17 protein-coding genes are annotated in these 23553 nt (G+C 44.1%); 13 read left to right on the forward strand and 4 right to left on the reverse strand.

The genetic code is table 11. The features are described 5' to 3' along the window. The 13 genes from M2135_RS11475 (at position 1) to M2135_RS11535 (ending at position 17811) form a co-directional block, all read left to right on the forward strand. On the forward strand, positions 1-921 hold the full coding sequence (locus tag M2135_RS11475) for a hypothetical protein (RefSeq protein ID WP_280748649.1): 921 nt from the start codon (positions 1-3) through the stop codon (positions 919-921). A 115-nt stretch (positions 922-1036) separates the two neighbouring features. After that, the gene (locus tag M2135_RS11480) at positions 1037-2077 is read left to right on the forward strand and encodes a hypothetical protein (protein WP_280748650.1); all 1041 of its coding nucleotides are present in this window, start codon (positions 1037-1039) and stop codon (positions 2075-2077) included. 6 nt (positions 2078-2083) lie between these two features. After that, entirely contained in the window at positions 2084-2656 is a 573-nt protein-coding gene (locus M2135_RS11485) for a ferredoxin (protein ID WP_280748651.1), read from the forward strand. A 12-nt stretch (positions 2657-2668) separates the two neighbouring features. Further along, the gene (locus M2135_RS11490; RefSeq protein WP_280748652.1) at positions 2669-3991 is read left to right on the forward strand and encodes a 4Fe-4S binding protein; all 1323 of its coding nucleotides are present in this window, start codon (positions 2669-2671) and stop codon (positions 3989-3991) included. Positions 3992-4025: 34 nt separating this feature from the next. Beyond that, positions 4026-5828, forward strand: coding sequence for a PQQ-binding-like beta-propeller repeat protein (locus M2135_RS11495; RefSeq protein ID WP_280748653.1), 1803 nt, complete (start codon positions 4026-4028; stop codon positions 5826-5828). 1 nt (position 5829) lies between these two features. Continuing rightward, positions 5830-8238 carry an NAD(P)H-dependent oxidoreductase subunit E gene (locus tag M2135_RS11500; protein ID WP_280748654.1) on the forward strand — a complete coding sequence of 803 codons (2409 nt, stop codon included), beginning with the start codon at positions 5830-5832 and terminating at the stop codon, positions 8236-8238. 6 nt (positions 8239-8244) lie between these two features. Further along, positions 8245-9162, forward strand: a complete 918-nt coding sequence (locus M2135_RS11505) for an MBL fold metallo-hydrolase (protein ID WP_280748655.1) — start codon at positions 8245-8247, stop codon at positions 9160-9162. Between the two features lie 17 nt (positions 9163-9179). Then, positions 9180-10145 carry a 2Fe-2S iron-sulfur cluster-binding protein gene (locus tag M2135_RS11510; protein ID WP_280748656.1) on the forward strand — a complete coding sequence of 322 codons (966 nt, stop codon included), beginning with the start codon at positions 9180-9182 and terminating at the stop codon, positions 10143-10145. A 54-nt stretch (positions 10146-10199) separates the two neighbouring features. Further along, positions 10200-11354: a PQQ-binding-like beta-propeller repeat protein gene (locus M2135_RS11515; RefSeq protein ID WP_280748657.1), complete on the forward strand. Its 1155-nt coding sequence runs from the start codon at positions 10200-10202 to the stop codon at positions 11352-11354. Positions 11355-11411: 57 nt separating this feature from the next. After that, entirely contained in the window at positions 11412-12083 is a 672-nt protein-coding gene (locus M2135_RS11520) for an ABC transporter ATP-binding protein (RefSeq protein ID WP_280748658.1), read from the forward strand. Then, positions 12080-15211, forward strand: a complete 3132-nt coding sequence (locus tag M2135_RS11525; RefSeq protein WP_280748659.1) for an ABC transporter permease — start codon at positions 12080-12082, stop codon at positions 15209-15211. Before M2135_RS11520 ends, M2135_RS11525 begins: the two co-directional genes overlap by 4 nt. 42 nt (positions 15212-15253) lie before the next feature. Further along, a complete protein-coding gene (locus M2135_RS11530) occupies positions 15254-16519 on the forward strand; it encodes a glycosyltransferase family 4 protein (RefSeq protein ID WP_280748660.1) in 1266 nt (421 codons plus the stop codon). A gap of 14 nt (positions 16520-16533) precedes the next feature. After that, complete coding sequence (locus M2135_RS11535; RefSeq protein WP_280748661.1) at positions 16534-17811, forward strand: PQQ-like beta-propeller repeat protein; 1278 nt, start codon at positions 16534-16536, stop codon at positions 17809-17811. Positions 17812-18089: 278 nt separating this feature from the next. Here the strand turns inward: M2135_RS11535 and M2135_RS11540 are convergent, their stop codons facing one another. The 4 genes from M2135_RS11540 to M2135_RS11555 form a co-directional block, all read right to left on the reverse strand. Further along, complete coding sequence (locus tag M2135_RS11540) at positions 18090-18803, reverse strand: LytTR family DNA-binding domain-containing protein (RefSeq protein ID WP_280748662.1); 714 nt, start codon at positions 18801-18803, stop codon at positions 18090-18092. Beyond that, entirely contained in the window at positions 18800-19867 is a 1068-nt protein-coding gene (locus tag M2135_RS11545; protein WP_280748663.1) for a histidine kinase, read from the reverse strand. Before M2135_RS11545 ends, M2135_RS11540 begins: the two co-directional genes overlap by 4 nt. Positions 19868-19870: 3 nt before the next feature. Beyond that, a complete protein-coding gene (locus M2135_RS11550) occupies positions 19871-20914 on the reverse strand; it encodes a histidine kinase (protein WP_280748664.1) in 1044 nt (347 codons plus the stop codon). A gap of 71 nt (positions 20915-20985) precedes the next feature. Next, entirely contained in the window at positions 20986-23340 is a 2355-nt protein-coding gene (locus M2135_RS11555; protein WP_280748665.1) for a carboxypeptidase-like regulatory domain-containing protein, read from the reverse strand. Between the last annotated feature and the right edge of the window lie 213 nt (positions 23341-23553).

The raw sequence follows: 23553 nt of genomic DNA on the forward strand, positions 1-23553 counted from the left end.
ATGAGGAAAGAACTGAAAATAGCATTGAATCTGGCCATATTCCTATTAGTGGCAGGGTTTGTATGGTATATGGTGACTTCTCTGAATAAAGAAGAACGGATCTATGCAGATACAGGAGCGGCGAATACCGAACCTTTTGTCAGTCCGTATACAAAAACAGCAACATTTGATCTGCCGGCTGAGGTCAATCGTTTTGAGCTGGTTGATGATAAACTATATGTGTCAGCAACACAGTCGGTATATATCTATGATACCGGAGGTCGGCAACAGTCGTCCTTCCCGGTAAAAGCGGATGTGCGGGATATCACTGTCAGCGGAGACAGCATTTATGTACTCTATCCGACGTATATCGAAGTATATTCGCACGGAGGTGAGTTGATCCATGAGTGGGAAGCCTGTAGCGAGTTGTCGGATTATTGTTCGCTGGCCATTGCCGGAGAGTATGTTTTCGTCACCGACGCTGCCAATAAGAACATCTGCCAATATACCCGCGAAGGCGGTTTCAGGCGATTCATCCAGAGTCCACGCGGATTTATCATCCCGAGTTACAATTTTGATATCGAAAGCCGGAATGATACCATTTACTGCGTGAACTCCGGACGACATCTGGTTGAAACCTACACATTGGACGGTGAGTTTATCTCAGCCTTCGGCGGTCCCGGCGGTGAAGCCGGATTCTTTGCTGGATGCTGTAATCCGGCCTATATCTCGTTTACGACGGATGGCGAATTGATCACTTCCGAGAAAGGTAATCCGCGGGTTTGTTATTACGGAACGAATGGCGAGTTTAAAGAAGTATTGTTGAACAACCGACTTCTGGGTGGCGGAAATAAAGCTTATGAAGTAAGGGCATTGAAAGATATCCTGTTCGTTGCAGGGAAGGATAAGATAAACGTGTATCAGTTGAAAGTGGAGAGTTAAAGAGAAAAAAGAGAGAGCACTACAGAGAACAGGCTATTCTCCGTCCGTAGAACAGGCGAGGTGCAAAAAAGTAAATAGAAAAAATAATTAATTATACAGCATAAATAGATAGTATATGGAACCGAATAAAGAAAATACTCAGAAGATATCCCGCAAACGGTTTTTGCAGGTCTGTGGCTCGGTGGTAGCCGGGGGAACAATATTGGGTGTTTCCGGAACTTTATTGCGGAAAATGTTTATTATACCCGAAGGTATATTGCAGACAAATGCGTCCGGCAATGGAGGACGACTGACCGCGCGTCAGGAATTCGCGTCTCCTTACAAGCTGGTCTCGTCGTTCAACGTACCGGATCAGATCGAAGGCTTTGAGATCTACGGAGAGAAACTGGTAGTTGCAGCGTCGAATAATATATACATATATGACCGTTTCGGTACATTGTTGAATAATTTCGCCGTAGCCAGCCGGATTAGAGATATCGCTGTTTTCGACGACCGCATCTACCTATTATTCCCTTCGCGTATCGAGGCCTATGACCTCGAAGGAGCATATCTGCTGGATTGGGAAGCATGTAGCGAGGAGTCGGATTATTGCTCATTCACAGTGACCGGCGACTATGTCTTTGCTACTGACGCGGCCAATAAGAACATCTGTAAATATACCACCGAGGGTAACTTTGTGAAATTCATCCAAAGCCCCAACGGATTTATTATACCAAGTTACTCGTTTGGCATTACGCATGTCGACGGGACGTTGTATTGCTCCAACTCCGGCCGTCACCTGATCGAAAGCTATACGCTCGACGGCGAATACCTGGGCGCATTCGGTAAGCCGGGTGGTGCCGACGGCCTGTTCTGCGGATGCTGTAACCCGGTACATCTGGCGTATACCTCTACCGGAGAGATTATCACGTCGGAGAAAGGGAAACCGCGTATCAGCTGCTACAGTCCCGACGGACAGTTCCGCAGCGTGTTGCTCGATAGTAAAATGCTCGGAGGCGGTAATATGGCGTATGACGTAAAGGTGACAGACGATAAACTGTTCGTCACGGGTCAGCGCATGATATCCACTTTCCAATACGATAAAGTATTAGCTGCCAACACCGCCTGTTCGGGTTGTAGCGTGAATTGCCCATTGCGTGAAGGAATAACAATTTGATGAATCATGGAAGAGAAAAAAGAACCAAAGAATAGCCCGATTGCCCGGCGGAAGTTCCTGCAGACGATCGGCACGGTGGTGGCCGGAGGATCGATACTGGCTGTTGCCGGTGGCTTGGCCCATAAAGTGAAGGGGGAGGAGTCGACGCTCTTGTGGCAGATCGATCCGGATAAATGTACGCAGTGCGGACGTTGTGAGACGGATTGTGTGTTGCCTATTTCCGCTGTTAAGTGTATCCATGCCAATAGGGTGTGCGGGTATTGTGACCTTTGTGGAGGATATTACCGCTCGAATGTGAAGGAACTGAATACGGCGGCCGAGAACCTGATGTGCCCTACCGGTGCTATCAAACGTGTATTTGTGGAAGATCCTTATTTCGAATATACGATCGATGAGGACTTATGCAACGGATGCGGTAAGTGTGTGAAAGGATGCGGTTCGTTTGGTAACGGATCCCTTTACCTGCAGGTGAAACGTGAATTGTGTAAAGATTGTAACGAATGTAAGATTGCATTGGTTTGTGCGTCGGACGCGATTACTCGTGTTCCCAAATCCTATGCCTATAAACTGAAAGACTAAAGATTAGATCGTATGAAAAGACAACTCTATATATGGATGTCGCTGTTGTTGACTGTCGTAGCGAAAGCTCAGAACAGATTCCCTAAGCCTGACTTCGAATCGGGCTATCAATACCCGGATCTGCAGTATCCGGTACCGAACGAAACGCTTTGGACGGTTATCGACATCGTGTTATTGGTCGTCCTGATGGGCATCGTGGCATGGGCGGTGATCAGGAAGCGTACACGGAAGCCGGTCGTATGGGTGTCGATTATTTCGGTGGCTTATTTCGGCTTCTACCGGAGTGGTTGTATCTGCAGTATCGGTTCGATACAGAATGTTTCGCTGGCGTTGGTCGATAATACCTATATATTGCCGGTGTCAGTATTGTTATTCTTTATCTTGCCGGTCTTGTTTGCCTTTCTGTTCGGGAGGGTGTTCTGCGCGGGAGTCTGTCCGTTCGGGGCATTGCAGGAGTTGGTGAATATAAAGAGTTACAGGTTGTCGCGAACGGTGACTACCGTACTGGGACTTATCCCGTGGCTGTATCTGATCTTTGCGGTATTGTATGCTGTAACGCGGAGCAGTTTTATCATCTGCCGGTTCGATCCGTTTATCGGTATCTTCCGTTTGGGAGGAGATATAGGGCTGATTGTTTTCGGTGCGGCATTGTTGCTTCTTTCGATCTTTGTGGGACGGCCTTTCTGTCGTTTTATCTGCCCGTATGGTGCTTTGTTGAGCCTGTTCTCACGGGTTTCGATCTGGAAAGTAGAGATCACGAAGAGCCCCTGTATCAATTGCGAACTTTGCCATAACGCGTGTCCGGTGGATGCCATTAAAGCTCCTTATGATAATAAAGTAAAAGAAAGTCGTATGGATGGCGTGAAACGTATCCTGGCTTATGCGGTTGTTCTGCCGTTAATGATACTGGCGGGTGCCATCCTGATGCGTATGGCCAGCAGCGAACTGAGCCGTGCGAATAAGGATGTTCGTTTATATGATATGGTGATGGAGTACGAGACAGAGCCGATGGATGTTCTTCCGCTTGAGTTGGAAGCCTTTTATGGACAAGGGAAGAGTATAGAAGAGTTGACACAGAAATATGAGTCCATACAGGACGACTTTAAACTTTATTCCACAATTGCGGGTGGTTTTATCGGACTGGTGATCGGCATGGCGCTGATCGGGCTCTCGCTTAAACGAACCCGTAAGCTGTATGAAATCGATCATGCCGCTTGCGTGGATTGCGGAAGGTGTTTTAGCTATTGCCCGCAGAATACCGGACAAAGCCCGGTGTTTAAGATTCCGGATTCAACGTTTAAAGTTGATAAGACTGCTAACAACCTTGAACCTTGAACTTTGAATATTTGAACTTTTGAATTATATACATATGAACAAAGCGATTCTCAGAAATGTAGCCCTCGTCTCGGCTGTTTTTATAGTGACTTTATCGATAATGCTGGTCACGAACTATTTTCAGGTGAGAGATACAACTCCTCTTAAAGATGGAATTGTTGAAACATTAAAGGAAGTAAATGATGCGAATGCCAATAATCCGGTTTTGCAGGAACAAATCCGTCAGTTGGATCTATTGGCTCGTAAAGCCTATTTCGTGCGGTTAGATCATTTGCTGAATGGTGTTTATATCCTTTTAGGGATGTTAATGGTATTTATCGTTTGTGTTAGGTTCTATTTCGCCAAAGATAAGAATATCCCGGATAAGGAAATCGACCCGATCGATGAATGGGCGATTAAATCGAATGCCCGTAAATATGTGACGTGGGGAGCTGTTGGGATAGCAGCAGTAGCATTGGCCTTTGTCTTCATGAGTTCGCCATATATGCAGACAAGTGTATCAACGGAAGAAACCGCTGAAGTAGAGATGATGGCAGAGGTGCAACAGGAAGATAATCAGACATCAACCGCTATACAGGAAGAAGCTGTTGTAGAAGAGGTCGTTGCCGACGAAGGAACAGGAGATGTCGCTGATGTTGAGGAAATCCAGGAAGGTGAAAGTGAAGTAGAAGCAGCACCGCAACCAGCCGTCTCCAGAGTTACTCATAATGGTTTCCGTGGAAATAATTCGAATGGTATATCTTCAGCAAAAGGAGTACCGGCGAAGTGGAATTTAAGCAGTGGTACCAATATCGCATGGAAACAGCCTATTCCGCGTAAAGGATATAATTCACCGGTGATTAACGGGAATAAAGTGTTTTTCTCCGGAGCCGATGATCAGGCTCGTGAACTTTACTGTTATGATCTGAATACGGGAGAGCAGCTTTGGAAACTGGCAGCAACAGGTATTCCAGGATCTCCTTCACAGATGCCTAAAACAACAGAAGACACAGGGTTGGCCGCATCGAGTGTGGCAACAAACGGTAGTCAGGTGTGTGCTATCTTCGCAACAGGGGATGTTATCTGTGCTGATATGAATGGCAATCAGGTGTGGGCGAAAAATTTGGGAGTTCCCGATAATCACTATGGCTATGCATCCTCTTTGCTAATATTCGGTAATCTGTTGATCGTGCAGTATGATAATAGTAATGCTCCTAAGGTTATTGCATTGGATCTGGCAACAGGCGCTGAGCGTTGGAGTAAGAGTAGAACAGAGAAAGTGACCTGGAGCTCACCGATAATTGCTTCTGTAAACAACTCTCCTCAATTGGTATTGATGGGGAATCCGGCGATGACCGCTTACAACCCGAATAATGGCGAGCAGCTTTGGCGGGTAGAGTGTCTTACCGGTGAAGTGGGTGCTAGTGCATGTAGTTCAAATGGTATTGTTTTTGGAGCTAGTGAGTACTCAAAGCTAGTAGCAATAAATGCGACTGACGGAAGTGTTTTGTGGGAAGGGAATGATTTTTTACCCGAAGTAGCCAGTCCGGTAGCTACAAAAGATAATGTTTATATAGCCACCAGCTATGGGGTTTTAGCTGCGTTTGATACACAAACCGGAGAATTGCGTAAAGAACATGAATTGAATACGGAGTTTTATTCGTCACCAATGATTGTAGAGGGGAAAATTTACCTTTTCAGCAATGATGGTAAGATGCATATATTCTCTGCAACTAATGATTTCAATTTGTTGGATTCATTTGAAACAGGCGAGAGAACCTTTGCCACTCCGGCCTTTACCGATGGAAAGATCGTTGTGCGTACTGAAAATAGTATTTACTGTGTAGCAGCAAATTGATATGGCGTGTAATTGTGAAAATAACAAGGCTGGGACAAAGGAAGAGATGATCGTTCGTATAGATGCGATTATCGATCGGATCGGGACATCCCGGGATATAATTATTCCTTTGTTGCAGGCCATACAGGAGGAGTTCAGTTATCTTCCTTCGGATGCGGTCGAACGTATTTATGAACGGACGGAGATCGACCGGGCACAGCTAATCAGTGTGTCGACTTTTTATTCCCAGTTCCGGCATATCCCTTATGGGAAGCACTTGATTAAAGTATGTACAGGCACGGCCTGTCATGTGAAAGGTGCCGGGAATGTCTATGATTCGTTCCGCAGGGAATTGAAGATGACGGATGACAATATAACGACTGATGATCAGTTGTTCTCTATAGAGAAGATTGCCTGTCTTGGTTGTTGTACGCTGGCCCCGGTTGTTCAGATCGATGAAAAGATCTACGGACATGTTCTACCGGGAAAAGTGAATGAAGTGATTGAAGATTTTCTTTCTCTTCAGGATGATAAGGAGACAGAGGAGAGTAAAATATCCAAACGTCAGGTGGCCGGAGAGATTCGACTCGGAATGGGATCGTGTTGTCAGGCCAGCGGATCGACCGATATTTACAGTGAGTTACAGACAGCATCCAATGAACTGGGTATCGAGGTAAATATAAAACCGGTAGGGTGTGTCGGGGTTTGTAATAAAGTGCCGTTGATCGATGTTGTTCTACCTGATGGCACAATCACACGTTACCCGAATGTGAAAGCAAGCGAGATCAAAGAAATTCTTCATCACCATTTCAAACCGGCCGGTTATCTGAAGCGATTAAAGAACACCTTTCTTAATCAGGTAGATACGTTTCATACCGATATCACCTGGGATAATGTAATCTGGAAACCACAGAATGAAAGAACAGGAGTCATCGATAGTTTTCTGTCCGGTCAAAAACATATATCTACTGAAGGGTTTGGATTCCTTGCTCCGTTGAATTTGGAGGAGTATATGGCGAATAAGGGTTTCGATGCATTGAAAAGATCGTTGTCTTATTCAAGGCAGGAAGTGATCGATACGATTCTGAAGAGTGGTATTCGCGGACGTGGAGGGGGCGGTTTCCCAACCGGCAAGAAATGGGAAATAGTTGCTGCATCGGATAAGAAAGAGAAATATATGATCTGTAATGGTGATGAAGGTGATCCAGGTGCATTTATGGATCGGATGATGCTTGAATCGTATCCGTTCCGTGTAATCGAAGGGATGATCATTGCTGGTTATGCAGTGGGAGCCAATAAAGGAATCTTTTATATCCGTGCCGAATATCCGTTGGCTGTCGTTCGTATTCGTTCGGCCATCGAATTATGCCGTGAGCATCATTTGATCGGAGAAAATATTTTGGGAAGTGATTTCTCTTTTGAAATATCCATATTCGAGGGCGCAGGTGCCTTTGTTTGTGGAGAGGAAACAGCCTTGATCGCTTCTATAGAAGGAGAGCGCGGATTCCCGAAACAACGCCCTCCGTATCCGGCTGTTGAAGGATTGAACGGACTTCCTACGTTGGTGAACAATGTCGAAACATTAAGTCAGATCCCCTATATTGTCAGAAATGGTGACGATCATTATAGTCAGATCGGTACAAAGGGAAGTAAAGGCACCAAGGTGTTCGCATTGGCCGGCAAAATACGTCATGGCGGATTGATAGAAGTCCCGATGGGAATAACGTTGAATCAAATCATAGAAGATCTTGGAGGCGGGGTAGAAAAAGGAGAAAAACTGAAGGCTGTACAAATCGGAGGTCCTTCTGGAGGGTGTATTCCTGCCCATTTATGCGACGTACAGGTCGATTTCGATGCTTTTAATCAGATGGGTGCCATGATGGGTTCCGGTGGATTAGTTGTATTGAGTGAAAATGACTGTATGGTCGATATCGCTCGTTATTTTCTGAGTTTTACCTGTGACCAATCTTGTGGAAAATGTACCTTCTGCCGTGTAGGAATACGCCGGATGCTTGATCTTTTGGGGAAAATATGTAGCGGGAAAGCCGTTATGGAAGATATTGACACACTGGAAGAACTGGCTTTAAATATTAAGAAATCATCCTTATGCGGTTTAGGTAAGACAGCACCCAATCCGGTACTGACCACTTTGAAATATTTCCGCGAAGAATACATAGAACATGTGAACGGAGTATGTAAAACCGGAACCTGTAAGGATATGGTTAAATATATCGTTACCGACCAATGTATAGGCTGTACCAAATGTGCGAAAGCTTGTCCGGTAGATGCCATTCCGTATACCCCGTACGAAGTGCATACAATAGATACATCTGTTTGTGTATTATGCGGACTTTGTATTGATGAGTGCAGTTATGATGCGATAGAAAAGGTCTCGCTCAAAGAACCTAAAAAAGAAACTGTTAATGCATAATATATTATGAAGAGTAAACAATTGTTGATTACATGTCTTTGGGTCTTTCTGGCTACATTTCAAGTGGCAGCGCAGGTTGAAGAGTATCCTTTTACTTATAGTCTCGGTCAGATCAATATAACACTTCTTCCCGAAGGGGGACAACAAGGCAGTAAGGATATTTTGATCGGCGCAACCGACGAAATGTTGAAGCAATATGTACCGGAAGGCACTTTCCCGAATGCGGTCAATGCATTTCTGTTGGAAACACCGGAAAACACGATTCTGGTAGATGCCGGATTCGGCCGGAAATTGTTTGCCCATCTGGAATCCTGTAACAAGACTCCGGAAGCTATCAATATTATTTTACTGACTCATATGCATGGCGACCATATTGGAGGTTTATTGAAAGACGGGAAGAAGAGTTTTCCTTCGGCCATCCTCTATATTCCGAAACCAGAATACGATTACTGGATGAGCGATCAGGAAATGCAGCGCTTACCGGAAGACCGCAGAGGCGGCTTTACTCAGGCACGCCGGGTGATCGATGCATATAAAGATAAACTGGAACTGTTTGTGCCGGGGGAGTTAGAAGGGACGGATCATGAAATCGTTTCCGGCATTCGTGGCATTGCCGCTTACGGACATACTCCAGGTCATACCGCCTATCTGCTTGAATCGGAAGGAGAGGAGTATTGCATCTGGGGTGATCTGGCACATGCGATGCCGATTCAGATGCCTTATCCGCAGGTGGCGGTAACGTATGATACAGATCCGGCGAAAGCGGTAGAATCGCGTCAACGTTTACTCAAATATGTTGCTGATAATAATGTGGAAATTGGAGGGATGCATATAGAGTACCCGGGAATGGTTAAAATAAAAGGCAATGCGGCTGATGGGTATCGTTACATATTGACGTGTACCTGCGAAGGGGTATTGCGATAAAAACAGAAGAGTAATCTATGAATATTACGATAAATAATACCGTTGTAGAAGTTTTGCCCGGCGAAACCCTGATCGAAGTGGCTCGTCGGCTCGGTTATACTGTTCCTTCTTTATGTTATGGGAAAGGAGCGAAGCATAAATCGTCCTGCATGGTTTGTGCCGTTAAAAATAGTGCCAATGGACAGATCATACCTTCGTGTACGACTTTACCGACAGAGGGGATGGATATAGAAACAGAAAGTGAAGAGGTTAAACTCGTTCGTTCCTTATCGCTCGAATTGCTGTTGAGCGATCATCGTGCCGATTGTGAAGCGCCTTGTACCATGGTCTGCCCGAAAGGATTGGACGTAGAGAAGATGCTGGGTTATTATGATGACGGAGTATATAATAAAGCGTATGCGGAAATTGAAGCTTCATTTCAACTACCAGAAATAGCCTGTGATACCTGTAAAGCCCCTTGTGAAAAAGCATGTCGACGAGGTACCATCGATAAAGCTGTAACTATTCGCGCGATCATCAAAGAAGTGGTTGAGAAAGGAGAACCATCCGGTGTTGAAGCCGATAGAACAGAACATACGAAGACAAAGAATATGTATCTTTCCCGGTTGGGACGATTTACGCCGACAGAACGGGAGCGATTAAAAGCAACTGTCAATACGGCTTCCAACTGCCTGCATTGTGCTTGTGCCGGAAGGACGGATTGCAAGTTGCGTTTATATGCTACGACAGAAGGAATAAAACGGACACGGTATGAAGCGAATTCTACATTGCCCGTGATGACAAAAATGCATGTGACCGGAAACCTGTGGTTTGAGCAGGCGAAGTGTATCCGTTGCGGATTATGTGTTTATAACAGTGAAAACGGTTTTACGTTTAAAGACAGAGGTTTTGGTATGCAGGTTGTTCTGCCGGAAGAAAATAAGAATAATGTAAGGGAAGAACTGGCTGAATTATGTCCGACAGGAGCACTATATAAAGTTTAAAAATACAAGGTTCAATGTTCCGGGTTTAAACCTTGAACTTTGAACTAAAAAGAGATGAAGATTATGAGACTATTGGCAATACTTGGTGGAATATTGTTCCTGCTGTTTGGTTGCGGGGGCAAGTCCGACTTTTCAGGAAATGACGGGGAGATGGACTGGCCTTTGTTCAGAGGAGATGCGGCACTGAGTGGATATACAAATACTAAGCTTCCTAAAAAACCGAAGTTGTTATGGACATTTAAAAGTGATGTCCGTACAGTCTCTTCCCCTGTCGTAGATAAGGGTACGACCTATTGGTGTGATCGCAGAGGGCTTGTGAGAGGAGTCGATATAAACGGAAAAGAGACGTTTAAATATGATTTTCAGACAGCGGTAGAAGCTACACCGATGATCTATGACTCTGTATTGTATATCGGTCGAATCGACGGCTATATGAGTGCAATCTCATTGGCTAAACGCGATACGATCTGGAATTATGAAACAATGGGACAAGTCTCTGCTTCCCCGAATCTGACTAAGTTCGGAAAGCGGAAAGCCGTTGTTTTTGGGAGTTATGATAATTACCTCTATTGTGTAGATGCTAAAACCGGAGAAATGTTGAGCCAGTTTGAATCGGGCTATTATCTGAATGGTGCGGCTGCATTATGGAAAGGACATGTCATCTTTGGAGGTTGCGATTCTTGGGTCAGGATTATTGACTGTCAGACAGGTATACAAACAGACTCTTTATTACTCGATGCCTATGTGCCCGCTTCACCGGCTATTATGGGAGATTATTGTTATGTAGGCGATTACTCCGGAAGTATTTATAAACTGATGTTGGAGAACGGAAAGATCATCCGCCATAAGAAGATTGTTACAGGCAATAGTGAAAGCGGTTCATTTGTCTCTGTTCCGGCGATATCCAGTGAAGCTTATTATTTTGTGACAGGAGACAGGCATCTCACCTCCATGAGCCGTAAAACTGGTAAAGAGAACTGGAAATACATGATGAAAGGAAATATGGGAGAAAGTTCACCCGTCGTATGTGATGATAAGGTTATTATCTGTACAAAAACAGGTATTGTTTCCATACTGGATGCAGAAAGCGGAGAATTACTTTGGGAATATGATACCGGAGAACAAATCGTCGGTTCACCCGCAATTATAAAGAACCATTTCTTTATACTAACGACAAAAGGAACCCTATTCTGCTTCGGGAAAGACTAAAATCCGAAGGCTTTCGGATTTTAGGGTTCAAGGTAGAATTTTTGAACTAAAAAATATATGTCATTAATTAAACTTACAGATATAAGGAAGAGTTTCGGAGATGGTGAGAACAAACTGAATCACGTTCTCCGCGGAATAAACCTGAATGTAGAAAAAGGAGAGTTTATAGCTGTGAAAGGACAATCCGGTTCGGGAAAAACAACCTTATTATCCATTTTAGGTACATTACTTCAACCCGATACGGGCAATTACCTGTTGAACGGAGAAGAAATGGTTGATACGCGTATCGATCATTCCCAAATAAGGAATAGAGATATCGGTTTTGTGTTTCAGGATCACCGTTTGATGCCCCAGTATACAGCTTTAGAAAATATATTGCTCCCGACTTTGGCATACGCTTCCGAATCGGACGATGAACAAACAACGTATGCGAACGAATTACTAAAACTAACGCATATAGAGGGAATAGGGCATCAATATCCTTCTACCTTATCCGGAGGAGAGGCCAGCCGTGTGGCTGTCTGCCGTGCATTGATCATGAAACCGCTCTTGTTGTTGGCTGATGAGCCGACAGGACAGTTGGATGCCGCGAACGCACGGAATATCGCTTCATTACTTTCAGAAATTAATCAAACATTACATACGACCATTATTATGGTTACACATTCTGATGAGACTTCATCTTTCGCTCATCGGATTCTTACGCTTAAAGAGGGAGTCTTATTGTGAAATTCAGGGAACTGACACATAAAAACATACGTTATTACACCCGCTACTACAAACTGGTTGCGGCTGCGGTACTGATTACCGTAGCGGTTATAGTCGGTAGCCTTGTTGTGGGCGACTCCGTTCGTATGACATTGGTTCAACGGGTAACGGAAAGGCTTGGTGATACCGAAACTATTATTTTCTCACGCAACGCCTTTATGGAAGAGGAGTTAGCCGCCAACGCTCTTTTTGTCGGTTCTTCCCGAGCCATATTATTGACAAACGGTTTCATCTCCTCCAACGGAAAATTGGTGCCGGTCTTTGTCTGGGGAACGGATGACCTGTCCATCTCATCCGGCAAAGTGAAGGTAAACCGGGCATTATATAAAGAACTCGGACAGGATAACGGTGATCTTGTTTTACGTTTACCGGCTACCGGTCTGATTCCTTCAGGCTCCCTTTTTGTGACGGAGAATTATACAACCAGTTTACGCCTTTCTTTCGACGGAATAGTAGAAGTGGAAGAAGGCGGAAATATCAGTATGAAGAACGAACAGGTGATCCCTTTCAACGTTTTTGTCGATCGCAGGGAATTAGCGGAGGTACAAGAAGTGAAAGGAAAAATCAATCTGATCCTTTCTCCGAATGAAATCAATACAGCAGATTTAGGAAAAGTCTGGAATTATTCATCGTCAGGATTATCTGTCAGGCAAAGGGACGGATTTACAGAGATTATTTCCGATCGTGTCTTCCTACAGGAAGAGGTCGTTGATCACATTATACAAGCAAACACTGCACCCAATCGCCTGTTCTCTTACCTGGCAAATGCCATAGAACGGGATGATCGAACCATCCCTTATTCTTTTGTTTCTGCAGTTGACCGTTATAAGGATGAAGAACTACAGGCCGATCAGGTCATTCTCTCGGATTATTCGGCTCGGAGGCTCCATGTTAAAGTCGGCGATCAAATCCGACTCACTTATTATACGGCGCATGATTTAAAGACACTCCGTACCGATTCTCTCCGACTGACGGTTGCCCGAATCGTTCCATTGACCGAATTACAGGAGGATCCGACGTTGAGTGCCGAATTCCCAGGTTTATCGGATGTCGAACGTTGTACCGACTGGGATAGCGATCTTCCCATCGAAATGGATAAGATCAAAGAAGAAGATGAGAACTATTGGGAATTGTACGGCAGTACACCCAAAGCGATCATATCTTATAAGGCCGTTGCAAACGACTGGAGTAATGAATATGGCACTGCTACAGCAATCCGGGTGTCCGATGCAATACCTGATCTGTCAGGACTGCGGGCAGAAATGTTTGGTATCCAGTTGATCTATCCCCGTGAAGCCGGTATATACGCAGCCAGAAACGGGGTCGACTTCTCCAGTCTGTTCCTGGCATTGGGGTTCTTTATTATTGTCTCTGCAATTTTACTGATGCTGGTACCATTGTCGGAAATGCTCTACCAGCGTAGGAATGAAATAGACCTGTTGAAAGCATTGGGATTTACCCGAAAAAGAATAGTACGGATGTTATGGCAAGAATCTGCGCCTGTCGTACTGTTTTCGTCCGTGGCCGGTGTTATTGCGGGTTTATTATATACAGTCCTTATTATGTGGTTGCTCGGAAGCGTTTGGAAAGGCGCTACGCATACGGACGGTTTTTCCGTTTATCCGGGAATCCTGACTATTCTTGTCGGTTTTCTGGTCGGAATCGGTCTCTCTTTAGGGTTACTACGCCGAACAATCATCCGCTCGCTGAAGAAAAAAGAACAACGGTTAGGAAAGAAAAAATACTCTTTACGCACAAAAAAGGGAATAGCCGTTTTATCAGGCTTTGTCGCTATTGGGATTATTCTCGTGAATCTATTCTTTATTCAGTCGGTTACGCTTTTTGTATTGGTCGGCATTATTCTGATGGGGACAGCAGCCATCTGGGGAGATTATGTGATTTGCAGGAATGGAATGCAGAGACAAGGGCGCCTGACAAGTTCCAAACTGATATGGGCTCCTTTATATATCAATAAAAAACAGGCGATGCTCTCTTTCTTTGCCCTCGCAACCGGTGTCTTTATCGTTTTCTCGGTAGGACTTAACCGGAAGGGCTTTGCTGATAGTTCACAACTCCGTACCGGAACAGGTGGGTATACTCTCTGGTGTGAGAGTACGGTACCCGTTTATCATAATATGGCTACCCAAGCGGGTAGAGAACGATTGTCGCTCACAGCATTGTCTACTGAGACAACGATATTACAATGTTTGCGTTATAATGCCGATGATGCCAGTTGCTTAAATCTGAATAAAGTAACAACTCCTACCGTATTAGGTGTAGATATGCAAGCATTGACTGAAAGTGATTTTCAAATTGAACTGAGTTTATATCCCCTTGAAAGGGAAGCTGTGTTCGACCGGATGCAACAAAAGACCGATTCGGTCTATCCGGCATTAGTAGACGCAACCGTCTTAACATGGAGTCTCGTCATGAATCTCGGCGACACCCTTTGGTATGAAGGAGACGGGGGAAAACGTGTCGGTATACAACTGATCGGAACATTATCCAACTCCGTTTTCCAAGGGCATATTATGATCGACCGCACATTGTTCCGTGAGATATGGGAAGAGACTACAGGCTGTGAAGTATTCTTATTGAAAACGGCTGAAGATGAAAAGGAGGAGGTTAAAACATTGCTTTCTCAAGCCTTGAACGAATACGGGGTCAATGTATCGACGACCAATGACCGCTTGAAACAGTTCAATACGGTTACAGATACCTACCTCACTATATTCCTGACATTAGGAGGATTGGGACTACTGATCGGCATAGTTAGTTTTATTATCGTTATCCGTAAGAACCTGGCTATGCGCAGAAAAGAGATTGAATTATATCAAACATTAGGATTCACTAATAACCGGATTGAGGAGACTCTTTACCGGGAGAACCTATTGGTTCCATTATATGCAATCCTAACAGGTGTAATAAGCGCCCTTGTTGGAGTAAGCATCAGTTTTATGAACACCAGCCTTTGGGTATGGTTGTTGGCTTTACTCTTTGCCATATTCTTTGTGATATGTGTGATTGTCTTTGTCAGAAAATCAGTCAAAGAATCCGTTCAAAGTTCTGCATTCAAGATTCAAAGCTAATAGGGTATAAGTTCGAAGATCATTGAACTTTTTGAACAAATTATGAAGATACTTTTTATCATACCCGGCTCAGGCGATTCGTTTTATTGCGGAAACTGTTTCCGTGATAATCTACAGGCATCAGCTTTGCGTAAAGCCGGGCATGAAGTGATTGTCATGCCGCTTTACCTTCCGTTGCGACATGCATCTTTTCAGGCAGATACACCGTTGTTTTTCCCGGCTACTACGTTTTATACGGCTCAGAAGTTTTTCGGTAAACGGAAAATGCCGAAATGGCTCGAACGGTTTACCGGTTCGGACAGGATGTTGAAGGTCGCTTCATCCATGTCGGGTACCACTTCAGCCCGGGGAACAGAAGATATGACATTGGCTATGATTACCGGAGAAGATCCGGCATTTACAGATCAGGTCAACCAATTGATCGAGTGGCTGAAAAGTCAGGACAGACCGGATATTATTCATCTTTCGAGTACATTGTTACTGGGTATATCGCGTTCGATTAAGGAGGAGTTGGATATACCTATCATCTGCTCTGTTCAGGATGAAGAAGTATGGATCGATAGTTTGGAAGATCAATATGCCCGAATAGCCTGGAAAGGCATCGCGGATAACCTGCATTATATCGATCGTTTTATCACTACCAGCCATTTCTATAAGGAAATTATCCGTGAGCGTATCCCGCAACTGATAGATGTCGAGGTGATTTATCCGGGTGTTGACCGAAGTAAATACAATGCCCCCGCATATCCGGTGGATCCTGTAATCGGTTTCTTTTACCGGATGAATTATGAGAACGGATTAGATATTCTGGCGGAGGCATTCATTCAACTCAAAAAACGAGATTCAGTCAAACGACTCCGGTTAAAGATCGGTGGCGGGTATACCGCAGAGAATAAGGCTTTTTTGAAAAAAATCAGGAAAATGCTTGAGCCATTCAAGAGCGATGTCGAGATATGCGAATCATACAGTCTCGATGATCATGCTGCGTTTTACGAATCCATCACTGTCCTTTCCGTGCCTTTACGTTTTAATGAAGGAGTAGGACTTTATCTCTGTGAAGCTTTCGCTGCCGGACGTCCGGCTGTCGAGCCGGCTACAGGTTCTTTCCCTGAGATTGTTGGCGATGCCGGGATTACCTATCAGGAGAATAACAGTGATCATTTGGCTGATGCATTAGAGCACATACTGACCGATCAAAGCTTGATGGTTCAGTGCCGTATCAGTGCCAATGACCTCTCGATAACCCGGTACAGCGACATTGTCTTAGCAGAAAAATTAAAAGAAGTATATCATAAAGTATTCAATTAAAAATAATTAGTCTTATGAAAACACGATTTGTTTCTATTTATGTCATTGTATTGATGGTTTTTATCTTTGGAGAGGCTACCGCTCAATCTCCGTATGGCTGGCGAGGACCTACCCGCGACGGGATCTATCCGGAAACAGGATTACTTAAGAGTTGGCCGGCCGACGGTCCCGAATTGTTATGGGAATCATTCGAAGTGGGGAAAGGGTATTCCAGTCCGGTCATTGTTGGCGACCGTCTTTATATTACAGGGATGAACGAGGATGAAACACAGGAGATCTTCTCTGCTTATACGCTTGACGGCAAGAAAATCTACCAGGTGCCTTATGGTACTCCATGGGATAAGTCCTATCCGGAAACGCGTACCACTCCGGCTATTGAAGGCGATAAGGCGTATGTGATCAGCGGATCGGGAGAGATCGTCTGTTTCAATACGTCTGATGGTGCCATCGTCTGGAAAGTCGATGGAGGCACTCAGTTCGAACGGAAGACAGGCAACTGGGGAACGTCGGAATGCCCTTTGGTGTTTGATAATAAAGTGATCTATACCCCCTCGGGCGATCAGACGACGATGGTGGCATTGAACGCACAGACCGGAGCTGTTGTCTGGAAAACCCGTGCGTTGGGTGATACAGGGGCTTATGTATCTCCGATGTTGGTGACTTATAAAGGGAAACGGCAGATTATCGGATCGACAGGCGCTACGGTGTTGGGTGTTAACCCTGATACGGGGGATATCGAATGGACTTTCAGTGATTGGCGGAGTGAAGCGATGACAGCATCCAGACCGGAGTGGGTGAATATCGCACCGAATACGCCGCTGTTCAAAGACGGACGTGTCTTTTTCTGTCATGGGTATGATATCGGTGGTTATATGTTGCAGTTAAATGAGACGATGACTTCAGCTACTTTGTTGTGGAAAACAGATGTCCTGGATACGCACCATGGAGGATATGTCCTGGTAGACGGTACGATATACGGTTCCAACTGGATCAATAATAATCAGGGCAACTGGGTAGGTCTCGATTGGAATACCGGAGAAAAAAGATTTGAAGAGGCCTGGAGCGGCGGAAAAGGGAAAGGCTCCATTGTGGCTGCCGACGGTATGTTGTATTGTTATGATGAACGTCGTGGAGGAGTGGGACTGGTAAAACCGAGTCGTGAGAAGTTTGATGTGGTCAGTGAATTCCGTATCGAAAAAGGAGAGGGTCCTCATTGGGCGCATCCGGTCATCGTGAACGGTACATTGTATATGCGCCATGGAACGGTTCTGATGGCTTATAAGGTGAAATAGTCAACATCAGTTGTCTTTGCACGCGCTATTCTTTCGTTTGGTTTTCGAAAGAGTCTACCTTCTTTTTTCTACATCATCCTATAGAAAAACAAACATGATTCGTCTGTTTTTCTGTCACACGTAGGTCTGTTTTTTGTTAGAGGTACGTCTAAATTATTTTAGACGTACCTCTAAACTGATTTACACCTACCTCTAAATGAATTTAGAGGTACCTCTAACAGAAAAGTGTTTATAATATTTTAAAAAAACCGATAGCAACGTGACGGTTTTTGTTTTGTTCAGTATAGCGCGTTATTAGTGGCAATGCTCTTAAAAAAATCTTCTCTGTATGAACTCCCGATGCCGATCTCGTAATTTTTAATGAATACATCATTATTATCGAATGAGTCGATATATTTTGTGTTAATTATATACGACCTGTTTATACGAATAAAGATACTTTGGGGCAATAATTCATGGATGGATTTTAAAGTCATGCGGGAAATAATTCGCTGATTTTCCATCTGGATAATCACATAATCCTTCAGGCCTTCGACAAAAAGGATCTCATTCAGGTTTACTTTAAAATACTTGCGGTCGGATTTCACTAAGATATATTCATCTTCCACATCTACCCGTTTCTTCTCTTCGTTGATCAACAACGAATGATATATAATGGCTTTATTTACCGCTTTGCGGAATTTTACGGGGTCGATCGGTTTGACAAGGTAATCGATTGCGTCGACCTCGTAGCTGTCCAGGGCATATTGGGAATACGCGGTGGTGAAAATGATAAGAGTCTGCCGGGGAATATTATGGGCAAATTCAATACCGTTAATGCCGGGCATATTGATATCCAGGAAGATCAGGTCAACTGTCGTATCATGGATGAAGACCGAGGCATCCTCTGCATTATTAAAACTGGTCAGTAGTTCCAGCTGGGGAATTTCAGCGACTAACAATTTTATTCCTTCACGAGCTATAGGCTCGTCGTCCACGATAATACATCTCATAATCGAAACTCTAATTTAACGGTATAGTTTGTATCAGTTTTTGTTTGTTCGAGACGGTAATTGTCTTTAAACAACAGGTCCAACCGGCGTTTCGCATTAGTCAGGCCGATTCCTCCCACCTCTTTTTCGGGAGATTTCCGAGGGATAGAATTTTCGCAGATGAATGTGAGTTTCCCTGCGGATTTGCGAAACAATAGATATACATAGGACGCAGTTCGGCTATCCTGGTTGTGTTTCACTGCATTTTCAACGAAAGTGATAAATAACAGAGGAGGTATCTGTATATGATCCGGCTCTCCCTCTTTTGTTATGGTATAATTGAAATAATCCCTGCGGGTCTTTTCCAGTTCGAGATAATCATTTAGGAACACTATCTCTTCTTTTAAAGTAACTTCTTTCCGCGAACTATCATTCATCTGATAATGCAACATATCTTCCAGACGGGCAATGATATGAATGGCCATGTCGGGATTACTTTTTATCATGATATTTGCATTATTCAGCATATTAAAAAGGAAATGAGGGTTGATCTGATTCTCGAGTAGCTTTAATTCGGACTGCAAAGTGGCAGATTCCAACTCTTCGGCTTGTTGCATATCCTGGATCCAGTATTTAAACAGAACGAGTGCGGAAGTTCCTACAAACAATAGCGTGAGAGAGAGGAAAGAAGACATAAAAGAGATTATTCCCAGGATAATACTCGTTTCTTCAACGGTCTCTCCCTCGTTGCCTAAGAGCATTTCAACCAACACACTGACGATCATTATCCCTAATACGATACCCATCACCGAACAAAGGTAAGTACCCCATCTGTTCTTTAATAATAACCGTGGGGTCAGCAGGTAAATACTCAGGTAACATCCTCCCAGGAACAGTGAAGTAAAAAGAAATAGGCTACCATATTTTTGCAGAGTAGTCATTGTTTCCCGCTCTTCGAGCATAAACCAGGTTATACCAGCAGCAATGGAAGAAGTGAATAAAACTAGAAACAAATGCCGGAGTATCCTTAGACGGGGGGATACCAGCAACCGGATAATGATGTTGTTGTGATGATGCTCCTGCATAGCTTATTTCATGTGTAATTGCAAATCCACATCTATTTCTCCATCTGGTTGTTGATCGGAAACAGTTATCGTATACCGGTCTTTGTATAACGTATCGAGACGCTCTTCCACTTTTATTAATTCTTCTTTTAAACGGGGGATATGTTCCAGCCCTGTTATCCGTAGAGTTACGGAAAGTTGCTCCTCCGCATTCTTGACCTCGATGTCGATACGCCGCGTTTCGTTATGACCATTAAAGGCATTGACTACACTCTGCACATACGGCAGGAGGAGAGAGGGTGAGATGAATATGTTGTCCACTTTTCCGGTCGTTGTGATGGAATAATCGAATCCTATAGCATGCATTTTTTCCAGTTCCAGAAAATTCAGCAGAAAGGATTTCTCGGCGGTAAGTAATACCTGTGGTCTGTTACAATCGTAGAGTTGGTAGCGAAGCAATACTCCCAGTTTCATCAGCATAGCCGAGGCTTTGTCCGGATCAGCTTTCACCAGGGTACCACTTTTATGGAGCACTTTAAAGAATGAGGCGGGATTTATCTGCTCTTTCAACTGCTCGATCTGCGAGGATTTCTGTTTAATCTTCAACTGGTTGAGTCGTTGATCAGACAAAAGCCAGTTACGGATAAAAACAGGAAGAACCACCCCGGGAATACATAACAGAAAAATGATAAAGGCGGAGAGGTTGTCTACAATAGCCCATTCTTCAAATAAATCAAAATCTTCCTGATAGACAGCATACACAATATTGGGTATGGCAGTGAAAAGAGTGGCGCATAGGATAATCATCAAGACAAAGCGCCCGTATTGCCCCAGCGACAGAAAGCGCAAGACAAGGTTGAAAAACAGATAGACAGTGACCATATACATCAAGATTGTATTTAAAACAATCCAATAGACTTTATTCCCCATCACAGGTATGATCTCTTTATAACCGACTATCGCCTGATTGACTGAGATAATCGTGAAAAAGAGAATAAGGGCTGCATACCTCCACAGCTTGTAGGAGGGATCTAATAAAAAGTTATATAGGAATGATTGTTGATTCATCCGGATGTAAAATAGATTTCGAAGATACATACTTTCTGAAAAATGGGTTACAGTTTTTTATGAATTATTTATCAGAACTGAAGTTTATAACTGATATTGGTTAATGCCGTCGCTATCCGGTAGGGTTCGATTATCTCTTTTTTGGTATTGTATACATGCCCGTGGAATTCTTTATACCGGGTAACGTTTATTCCCTGTATAGCAAATTCATGAGAGATTTTTTTCTTGTTCATCCTGTAACTGATCGAATAGTTCGTCAGGAACATAGGAGAAAGCTGCTTGGAAAAGGCTCGTGTCTCATCATAATGCACTTCTTTGTCAGGATCGTTCATGGTAGCCTGTTCATCGATGGGTGCATACCGTTCGCCACCTTGTAATGTGAGTCTTAGGTTTACACTCAATACGTTTTGTTTATTGCGACCGAGCATCCACTCTTTACCGATAAGGGTGTTGACGATGTAATTGCGGTTGTACCGTGTGTTATGCCACTTGCCATCACCACCGCAGTAGCGCGAGTCGAAAAGAGAGGTAGTCACCATGTAATAGAGTCCGTGGGTCAGATATTTTTCAAAGGTGAGATCGACCCCGAAATTCCGTCCTTTTCCTTTGTTCACCAACGGGTTTTCTACAAAAAAGTCTCTGCGGTTCAGAACCGAATACGAACTATCCGCCATTACCGGAACATCGAACAGGAATTGGATATACGGCTCGATTTTCAAGTGCATATCGTCGCTGATTTTATTATCATAGGTAAGCATGAGGTGATGTGACTTGGTAAATTTTAGCTTTTTATTGGCCGTTTCGGCTGTTCCTTTCGTTTTCACAAAATAGACATCCATCTTCTCCATACGGCTGTATAATCCGTAGGCCATGGCAAAGGCGCTTTTGCCGGATGCCTGCCAACGTAATGAGGCACGAGGCTCGATGGTCCATTCTTTGTTCAGAGTCATAGTCTGCGTATGTATCCCCGCACTTAAGTCTATTTTATCGGTCAGGCCGATCAGCGATGAGTTGTAGGCAGATATCAGGTTGGTATTACCTTCTCCCATAGAGAAGTTCTCCATCGCATATCCTTCATGGGGCGCTAGGTTGAAATTCATTTTATAAAAGAGTTTGGTATAGTTGATCCCTGTCATATTGGTAAAGCGCGAACTGATTTTTTTATTGAATGAGGTTTTGGCGATCAGGTTGGTATATTCGTTTTTTGAATTGAGATACGGAGTTATATTCCCTGAATAATCCTTTACATCCATATTTGCGTCGCTTTTCGAATAGGTGGTGGCAATAGAGGTTTTCCACTGGGCGTTATCACCCAAGAAGTAACGGTGGGTAATCCCTCCGGCAGCTATCGTCTGATCGGCATAGGAGAACTGTCTGTCATCCATCGTTTCCCACTTCTCTGTATTTTTTTCCGGAGTAACTTTATAGTCATCGATCAATGCAGTGGCCCACAGCGAGAATACGCCGGCTTTCCGCGTCGGGAAATTGAGTTTGAAATTCAAATCCTGGTAATCGATGGTTGAGCCTTCTTCTACTTCTCCCCCGAACTTGCTCAGTAGCGAGGTCGTGGAATAGCGGTAGTTAAAGATATAAGAGGCATTATATTTCTTGCTCAGAGGACCTTCCGATGCCACATCGATCCCCAATATTCCGGCCTGTAATGTGTGTTCATATTTTTGATTGTTTCCGTTACGCAGCCGCATATCAAAAACACCGGATACGGCATTACCATACTCTGCAGGAAAGGCTCCGGTAAGAAAATCGGAATTTCCCAGGATATTGCTACTCAGCGAAGAAAGGACTCCTCCTCCCAATACAGATATATCGGCAAAGTGATTGGGGTTGGGGATTTCCACATCTTCCAATCGCCACTGCAACAGGTGGGGTGCGTTGCCGTGTATGGATATCCCATTGTTGCCCGCACTGGGCGATACTCCGGCAAAGGAACTAGCCAGGCGAGCTGGGTCGTCCATACCTCCGGCATAACGCCTTGCCTCTTCCACACTCAGCATCCGTGCCCCCGAAAGAGCCATGGTATTCAACGGCTGATCTTTGTTGGTCTTATTGGTGACCACCACTTCACCCAGTTCCTGTATATTTTCCTTGAGTTGGATCTCCAGATACACCTCTTTTGCCGAGGTGACCATTATTTCACGGAATATAACCGACTCATATCCTATCGCAGTGGCCTGTACATCATGACGTCCGATCGGCACATTTTTCAATTCAAATTTTCCGTCCTCCTCGGTCGCACCTCCCATCAACGGAAGATCCAATAAGCCGATGGAAATATAGGGTAAGGGTGCTCCCGAAGCCTTATCGACAACAATTCCACGGATAATCTGGGTTGGCACTTTGTCCTGAGCATTCACTGTCAGCGACAACAAAAAGAGACATAACAAACTCAATGGGTTCACAAATTTCATATCATTTTTACTTTTAAGTTGATCTATTTTCTATTCCATTTATTTTTACGATGCAAATGTAGAGGCTACGTAAAAGCTCTTTGGAAAATTGAGACGAACCGGGGCGTTTTTGAGACGGAAGGTGAAATTTGAGCAGATAAAATTGAAACAGTTATAAAAAAAACAGTATCAGAAAGGAGAATATATTTGGTGTGAAAACAATAAAATCCGCGC

The sequence above is a fragment of the Parabacteroides sp. PF5-9 genome, from assembly GCF_029893105.1.
In the GTDB taxonomy this organism is placed as follows: domain Bacteria; phylum Bacteroidota; class Bacteroidia; order Bacteroidales; family Tannerellaceae; genus JARXWG01.

Bases quoted from the DNA above. Each gene is read 5' to 3' on its own strand.
- M2135_RS11500 (WP_280748654.1), top strand. From the start codon at position 5,830: ATGGCGTGTAATTGTGAAAATAACAAGGCTGGGACAAAGGAAGAGATG.
- M2135_RS11530 (WP_280748660.1), top strand. From the start codon at position 15,254: ATGAAGATACTTTTTATCATACCCGGCTCAGGCGATTCGTTTTATTGC.
- M2135_RS11490 (WP_280748652.1), top strand. From the start codon at position 2,669: ATGAAAAGACAACTCTATATATGGATGTCGCTGTTGTTGACTGTCGTA.
- M2135_RS11475 (WP_280748649.1), top strand. From the start codon at position 1: ATGAGGAAAGAACTGAAAATAGCATTGAATCTGGCCATATTCCTATTA.
- M2135_RS11555 (WP_280748665.1), bottom strand. From the start codon at position 23,340: ATGAAATTTGTGAACCCATTGAGTTTGTTATGTCTCTTTTTGTTGTCG.
- M2135_RS11540 (WP_280748662.1), bottom strand. From the start codon at position 18,803: ATGAGATGTATTATCGTGGACGACGAGCCTATAGCTCGTGAAGGAATA.
- M2135_RS11485 (WP_280748651.1), top strand. From the start codon at position 2,084: ATGGAAGAGAAAAAAGAACCAAAGAATAGCCCGATTGCCCGGCGGAAG.
- M2135_RS11520 (WP_280748658.1), top strand. From the start codon at position 11,412: ATGTCATTAATTAAACTTACAGATATAAGGAAGAGTTTCGGAGATGGT.
- M2135_RS11480 (WP_280748650.1), top strand. From the start codon at position 1,037: ATGGAACCGAATAAAGAAAATACTCAGAAGATATCCCGCAAACGGTTT.
- M2135_RS11510 (WP_280748656.1), top strand. From the start codon at position 9,180: ATGAATATTACGATAAATAATACCGTTGTAGAAGTTTTGCCCGGCGAA.
- M2135_RS11515 (WP_280748657.1), top strand. From the start codon at position 10,200: ATGAAGATTATGAGACTATTGGCAATACTTGGTGGAATATTGTTCCTG.
- M2135_RS11550 (WP_280748664.1), bottom strand. From the start codon at position 20,914: ATGAATCAACAATCATTCCTATATAACTTTTTATTAGATCCCTCCTAC.
- M2135_RS11505 (WP_280748655.1), top strand. From the start codon at position 8,245: ATGAAGAGTAAACAATTGTTGATTACATGTCTTTGGGTCTTTCTGGCT.
- M2135_RS11545 (WP_280748663.1), bottom strand. From the start codon at position 19,867: ATGCAGGAGCATCATCACAACAACATCATTATCCGGTTGCTGGTATCC.
- M2135_RS11535 (WP_280748661.1), top strand. From the start codon at position 16,534: ATGAAAACACGATTTGTTTCTATTTATGTCATTGTATTGATGGTTTTT.
- M2135_RS11495 (WP_280748653.1), top strand. From the start codon at position 4,026: ATGAACAAAGCGATTCTCAGAAATGTAGCCCTCGTCTCGGCTGTTTTT.